Here is a 6,337-nt window from a genome sequence, read left to right on the forward strand (position 1 = left end):
CCCTCTTTTGTTTTTTAAGCCAGCTCTTTCAGCTCGGCTCGCAGCCGCTCCAAAAGGGGCGCGCCCCCTTCCTCCAGCAGGTCGCCCAGCCGCTGCCCCTCCGCGCCGTGGCGGCGGTAGAAGGCCAGGATCCGCCCCACCGCCTCCACCAGGGCGCTTTCCGGCAGCGAAAACCCCAGCTCGTCGCCCAGGCGGGGGCGGCGGCCCATCATCCCCCCGACAAAGAGGAGGAAGCGCCCCGCCTCGCCGGGGGCGGGGAGGATGCCCACATCCTGTCCGCGGGCCTTCCCCAGGCTGTTGGGGCAGCCGTAGACCCCGATTTTGAACTTTTTGGGCGCGGTGGTCCCGAAGAAGGCCCGGTCCAGTTGAAGGGCCAGCCGGTGGGTGTCAAAAACGCCCCGGCGGCAGTCGGTCCCCTTGCAGGCGGTCACCGCCCGCACGGTGGCGCCGGTGCCCCCCCATTTTAGCCCCAGCTCCCCGGCCAGGGCCACCGCCTCGTCCCACCGCCCGGCGGGCGTGCGGCCGACTGCCAGGCTCCCCCGGCCGCTGGCCTCCTCCTATGCACATCATGTCTTTCACCAGCTACCTCCGGGTGTGCCCACCTGCGGGCAGGGAGGGGTCAAATGTCACTGCTGGAGTGAAAGGCGGCGGCGCGCGGGAAAGGAGGGCGCCGCGACAGACGGAGGAGAGAGCGGGGGATAGACAGATGGGCGACATCACTGTGGACCGGCTCGGTCTCTGATACACATCTAGATGGGTATAAGAGACAGCGTCGGGGGTGAAGACCCCGCAGCTGCCCACCACCCGCAGGGCGTATCTGCCGCCCTTTTGGGGGAGTATCCCGTTTTGCACAGCGATCTCTCCTTTTTCTCTGCTCAAAAGTCTATATGCCCAGTTGGGCGAAGATGTCCCCCAACCGCCCGGGCAGGTCCCGGGGGAGGGTGGAGCGGGCCGAACGGCCCGCCTGACAGAGATCCCCCGCCCGGCCGTGGAGCCAGGCGGCACAGACCGCCGCCACAAAGGGGGGCGTGCCCTGGGCCAGCAGGGCCGCCAGGATACCCGAGAGGGTGTCGCCGCTGCCGGCCTTGGCCAGACCCGCCCCGCCGGTGGGGTTGACGGCCAGGGCCCCGCCCGGCCCGGCGATGGCGGTGTTGTGCCCTTTGAGCAGCACTACCGCCCCCCACTCGGCGGCCCAGCGGGCGGCGCAGGCCAGCGGGTTTTTGCCGATTTCCCCGGCGCTCTCGCCGGTGAGGCGGGCCATCTCCCCCAGGTGGGGGGTGAGCACGGTGGGCCCCCGCCGCTTTGCCAGCCACTGGGGGTGGCGGGCGAGATGGTAGAGTCCGTCGGCGTCCACCAGCACCGGGCCTGCAAAGCGCCCCAGCAGTTCCCCCACCAGCTCCCCGGCCCCCTCGCTGCGCCCCAGGCCGGGGCCGATGAGCAGGGCGTCGGCCCCCTCCACCCCCGCCCAGAGGTCGGGCAGGTCGCCGGGACAGAGTTGCCCCTCCCCGCCCCCGGGCAGGGGGCGCAGCACCGTCTCCGGCGAGCGGAGGGAGACCAGTTGACAGACGCGCTCGGTGGAGCAGAGGGTCAGGTAGCCGACCCCCGTCCGCAGGGCCGCCTCGGCGGCCAGGGCGGCGGCCCCCCGGTAGAGGTCGCTGCCGCAGACAGCCGCCAGCCTGCCGTTTGTCCCCTTGTGAGAGAGGGGGGAGAGGGGGGAGAGCTGCGCCCGCAGGTATCCCTCGTCGGCCGCCTCCACCGCGCGGGTGAGGGCGGCCAGACACCCCTTTTCAATGCCGATGTCCAGCACGGCGCACTCCCCCATCCACTCCCGGCCGGGGCGGAGGAGGGCGGCCTGCTTGGCGGCGGCAAAGGCGGCGGTCAGGTCGGCCCGCAGGGCCCCGCCGGCCACCAGACCGGTGTCCGCCTCCACCCCGGAGGGGATGTCCAGCGCCAGCACAAAGGGGGCGGCTCCCCGCGCCCAGGCAAACAGGGCCCGGTGAAAGGGGTCCAGTTCCCCCCGAAAGCCGGTGCCGTAGACCCCGTCCACCAGCAGGTCAAAGCGCTCCCCCTGGGGCACCTGCTCCAGCGGGACGGGGAAGACCGCCCCCGCCAGGTTTTGCAGGGCCTGTTTTGCCTCGGCGGTGCGGGGGGCCCCGTCGGTGAGGTAGAGACAGACCTCGGCCCCCGCCCCTGCCAGCAGCCGGGCCATGACCAGGGCGTCGCCCCCGTTGTTCCCCCTGCCGCAGAGCAGGCAGACCCGCCTGCCCGGCAGGGAAAATCGCCCGGCCAGCAGCGAGAAGGCCGCCTGCCCGGCGTTTTCCATCATCTGGTAGTAAGAGAGCCCCGCCGCGTCGGCGCGGCGCTCCGCCTCTTTCATGGAGGCGGTGTCGATCAGCTTCACAAAAAATCCCCCCTGTGCGGCAACTTGGTACCAGTATAGCACAAGGGGGCAGGGGTTGTCAGTCGTCGGGCAGGGCGTTTTGGCAGATGTTGAAGGCGTCCTCCACGTGGTAGGGGGCGCTCTGGTGGGAGCCGGGCGCCCCCGCCGTCACCAACAGGTAGCGCTTGTCCCCCTTTTGCAGCAGGGTGGCCAGGCAGAGGCCCGCCTCTTCGGTGTAGCCGGTCTTGCCCCCCAAAATCGCCCCGTCCCCCAGTTGGGCGGGGATCCCCACGTCAAACAGGGTGCTGGTGAGGAAAAGGCCGTTGGGGTGGGCCGAGCTGGGGGTGGTGGTATAGCTGTGGGCGGTAAAGACGCGGCAAAACGCGGGGTTTTGCAGGGCGCTGTCCAGCAGCAGGGCGATGTCTGTCGCGGTGCTGTAGTGGTCGGGGTGGTGCAGCCCGTCGGCGTTGACAAAGTGGGTGCCCTCCATCCCCAGCTCCCGGGCGCGCCGGTTCATCCGCTCCACAAAGGCCGGCTCCGAGCCGCTGACGGCGGTGGCGATGCCCAGGCAGGCGTCCGCCCCAGAGGGGAGGAGGGCGCCGTAGAACAGGTCCGCCACCCGCACCTCCTCGCCGGAGAGGAATCCGGCCATCGAGGCGTTCGCCGCATAGAGGGACTGAAAGTTTGAGGGCAGGCGCACCGTCGCGTTCCAGTCGGGAAGGGCCTCCATCCCCAGCATGACCGTCATGATTTTGGTGAGGGAGGCGGGGTAGATGCGCTCCTCCCCCCGCTGGGAGAGCAGCACCTGTCCGCCCCCGCACTCCACCAGCAGGGCGACCGGGCTGTAGAGTTCCAGAGGGGTGTCCGCCCCCTGGTCGTCAAAGCGGGGGGCGCTCTGCACGGGGGTGGGGCGGGGATGCGCGTCGCCCCCCACGGCGCGCAGGGCCAGCCCGCCCCCCAGGGCCGCCAGCAAAACGGCGGCTGCCAGCAGCGCTCTCCCTCTCCTCTTCTTTCCCTGTCTTGTCATTGGCAATGCAGCTCCTTTCTCCCCTCCATCAAACCAGAAAAGAGCGGGGGGCGCTTGAACTCTTTCTAGCGCATTTCTTGAGAAGTGATGGAGAAAACATTGCAGTTTAGAAAGAAATGGCGTCGCGGCAGAGGAAAAACGCCCTTGCACAGGGGACAAAAAATCCCCCGCCGAAAGCGGCGGGGGAAGAGGCGCTATGAAATTCGCCGGATGAGCTCGTCGATGGCGCGGAGGGTCGCCCGGTCGGCGGCCAGAAACCACCGGATGATCTCGGCCTGCTCCCCCTCCTCCGGAACGTCGAAAAATTGGGCGGGGGAGAGGCGCAGGTAGTCGCAAATTTGAAAAAAGACCTTCATGGTGGGCATTGCCCTCCCGGAGGTGAGGGACTGGACATACCCCTTTGACCTTCCCAAATCGCGGCTCATCTGCACTTCGGAGACACCTTTCTGTGCGATGAGTTCGGCCAGTCGGCGGCGAAACAGCTCTGCGTTTACGGTGGGTCCCTCCTTCGCGGGCACTGTGGCAGGGGGCGGACAGCCCCTCCCTAGGGGGATAGGAAGCAGGCGATGACCTGGCGGACCGCCTCCTCCTGCCGGGCACTCAGGCCATCGAGCCGGATGGTGGCCCGGTCGTCCAGCCCCGTCAGGTAGTCCAGCGAGGCGCGAAAGAGGACGGCCATCCGCACGGCCATCTCCAAACTGGGGGTCTGGGTGTTGCTCTCGTAGCGGTAAACCGATCCCTTGCCGACCCCCAGCCGCTGGGCCAGCGCCTGCTGAGACAGGTTCATCTTCCGGCGCAGCGCCTTTAGGCGCAACCCAAAGTCAAAGACTTCGTCCACGGTGTACCCCTCCTTTTGGCCGCGGTATGTCAGCGCGGCGACTCTCTGCCACCAGTATACGAGTTTGCCGGTCAAAAAGCCAGGAAAAAGGGGGATTTTTGCAAAAGAAGAGGGCGAGGCAGATGCCTCGCCCTATCGTTTTATCTGGGGAAAACGGGATGCTCTTAGAGCCCCCGCTCTTTTTTGTACTCCAAAAACTCCTCATAGCTGCCCTGGCGGTCGAGAATGCCGTCGGGGCGGATCTCGATGATGCGGTTGGCCACCGACTGCACCGTCTGGTAGTCGTGGGAGGCAAAGAGGAGGATGCCCCCAAAGCTCTGCAGCCCCTTCTGCACCGCGGTGATGGATTCCAGATCCAGGTGGTTGGTGGGCTGGTCCAGCAGCAGCACGTTGGCCCCGCCCAGCATCATCCGCGAGAGCATGCAGCGCACTTTTTCGCCGCCGGAGAGGACGTTCACCGGCTTGTACACGTCGTCACCCGAAAAGAGCATCCGCCCCAAAAAGCCCCGCAGGTAGGTCTCGGTGGTGTCCCCCAGGGAGTACTGGGCCAGCCACTCCACCAGGTTTTTGTCCTCCCCCTCGAAATAGGCGGTGTTGTCCTGGGGGAAGTAGCTGCGGCTGGTGGAGACCCCCCACTTGAAGCTGCCGCCGTCGGGTTCTTCCTCCTCGGTGAGCACCTTGCACAGGGCGGTGAAGGCCAGGTCGTTTTCGCCCACAAAGGCGATTTTGTCCCCCCGGTTGACGGTGAAGCTGACCTCCTGCAGGGCGGGCACCCCCTCCAGCGATTTGGAGAGGCGGTCCACCGTCAGGATCTCCTTGCCCGGCTCCCTGTCCATGGAAAAGCCCACAAAGGGGTACCGGCGGGAGGAGGCGGGCATCTCCTCCACCGTCAGCTTGTCCAGCAGCTTCCGGCGGGAGGTGGCCTGTTTGGCCTTGGACTTGTTGGCCGAAAAGCGGGAGATAAAATCCTGCAGGTCCTTGATTTTCTCGTCCCGCTTGCGCTTTTGGTCGTTTAACAGCCGCTGCATCAGCTGGCTGGACTCATACCAGAACTCGTAGTTGCCCACGTACATCTTGATTTTGCCGTAGTCCACGTCCACCATGTGGGTGCAGACCACGTTGAGGAAGTGCCGGTCGTGGGAGACCACGATCACCGTGCCCACAAAGTCCAGCAGAAAGTCCTCCAGCCAGTTGATGGCGTCGATGTCCAGGCCGTTGGTGGGCTCGTCCAAAAGGATGATGTCCGGGCGGCCGAAGAGGGCCTGGGCCAGCAGCACCTTGACCTTGACCTTTTCGGCCAGGCCGGCCATCCCCTCGTAGAGCAGCTCGGCCGACAGACCCAGCCCCTGCAAGATCTGCTGGGCCTCGGTCTCGGCCTCCCAGCCGCCGAGCTCGGCGAACTCCCCCTCCAGTTCGGAGGCGAGGATGCCGTCCTCCTCCGAGAAGTCGGGCTTTTGGTAGAGCTCGTTCTTTTGTTTCATGATTTCAAAGAGCCGGGGATTGCCCTGCAAAACGGTGTCCAGCACGGTGAACTCGTCGTAGGCAAAGTGGTTTTGCTTCAGCACCGACATCCGGGTGCCGGGGGGGATGATGATTTCCCCGGTGGAGGGCTCCAGCTCCCCCGAGAGGATGCGCAGGAAGGTCGATTTCCCCGCCCCGTTGGCCCCGATGATGCCGTAACAGTTTTCGGGGGTGAATTTCAGGTCCACATTTTTAAAGAGATTCTGCCCGCCGAACTGCAGGCTGACATTTTGTACGGTAATCATAAAATCCTCCGCGTTGGCATACTCCTCGGCATCCGCCGACGGTTGCCATTCTACCATATACTGCCGCAAAAAAACAGGGAAAATTCCCAAAAGGGGGCAAAAAAACTTGTTCCCCACGCCGCTTTTCAGTATACTGGACACATTAGGATCACCGACAGGCCGCCCCTGCCCGCTCGGCGGAAAGGGCCGCCTGAAAATGGAGGTTTCAGAGATGGACACCAGATATTGTCCCACCTGCGGCGCCGTCGCAGAGGTGGGCGCCCGCTTTTGCCAGACCTGCGGCGCGGCGCTGGACGGCAGCACCCCGCCCCAGGACCCCAGCGCCG

The 6,337-nt window shown here is 66.1% G+C and carries 6 protein-coding genes; all 6 read right to left on the minus strand.

Annotated elements, in window-relative coordinates:
• Positions 1 to 14: 14 nt before the first annotated feature.
• Entirely contained in the window at positions 15 to 491 is a 477-nt protein-coding gene (locus BN3266_RS09080; protein ID WP_059004903.1) for an NAD(P)/FAD-dependent oxidoreductase, read from the minus strand.
• Between the two features lie 392 nt (positions 492 to 883).
• The gene (locus tag BN3266_RS09085; protein ID WP_059004904.1) at positions 884 to 2,401 is read right to left on the minus strand and encodes a bifunctional ADP-dependent NAD(P)H-hydrate dehydratase/NAD(P)H-hydrate epimerase; all 1,518 of its coding nucleotides are present in this window, start codon (positions 2,399 to 2,401) and stop codon (positions 884 to 886) included.
• A gap of 58 nt (positions 2,402 to 2,459) precedes the next feature.
• Positions 2,460 to 3,407, minus strand: a complete 948-nt coding sequence (locus BN3266_RS09090; protein ID WP_082671766.1) for a D-alanyl-D-alanine carboxypeptidase family protein — start codon at positions 3,405 to 3,407, stop codon at positions 2,460 to 2,462.
• Between the two features lie 194 nt (positions 3,408 to 3,601).
• A complete protein-coding gene (locus tag BN3266_RS13910) occupies positions 3,602 to 3,925 on the minus strand; it encodes a helix-turn-helix domain-containing protein (RefSeq protein WP_075109731.1) in 324 nt (107 codons plus the stop codon).
• A gap of 26 nt (positions 3,926 to 3,951) precedes the next feature.
• Complete coding sequence (locus tag BN3266_RS09095; protein ID WP_059004906.1) at positions 3,952 to 4,245, minus strand: helix-turn-helix domain-containing protein; 294 nt, start codon at positions 4,243 to 4,245, stop codon at positions 3,952 to 3,954.
• A 164-nt stretch (positions 4,246 to 4,409) separates the two neighbouring features.
• The gene (locus tag BN3266_RS09100; protein ID WP_059005563.1) at positions 4,410 to 6,011 is read right to left on the minus strand and encodes an ABC-F family ATP-binding cassette domain-containing protein; all 1,602 of its coding nucleotides are present in this window, start codon (positions 6,009 to 6,011) and stop codon (positions 4,410 to 4,412) included.
• Positions 6,012 to 6,337: the final 326 nt, after the last annotated feature.

It is taken from the genome of Bittarella massiliensis (ex Durand et al. 2017) (genome assembly GCF_001486165.1).
GTDB lineage: Bacteria > Bacillota > Clostridia > Oscillospirales > Ruminococcaceae > Bittarella > Bittarella massiliensis.

What these genes read in the sequence shown, in the direction of transcription:
- BN3266_RS09090 (WP_082671766.1), bottom strand. Translation starts at nt 3,407, where the DNA reads ATGACAAGACAGGGAAAGAAGAGGAGAGGGAGAGCGCTGCTGGCAGCC.
- BN3266_RS09100 (WP_059005563.1), bottom strand. Translation starts at nt 6,011, where the DNA reads ATGATTACCGTACAAAATGTCAGCCTGCAGTTCGGCGGGCAGAATCTC.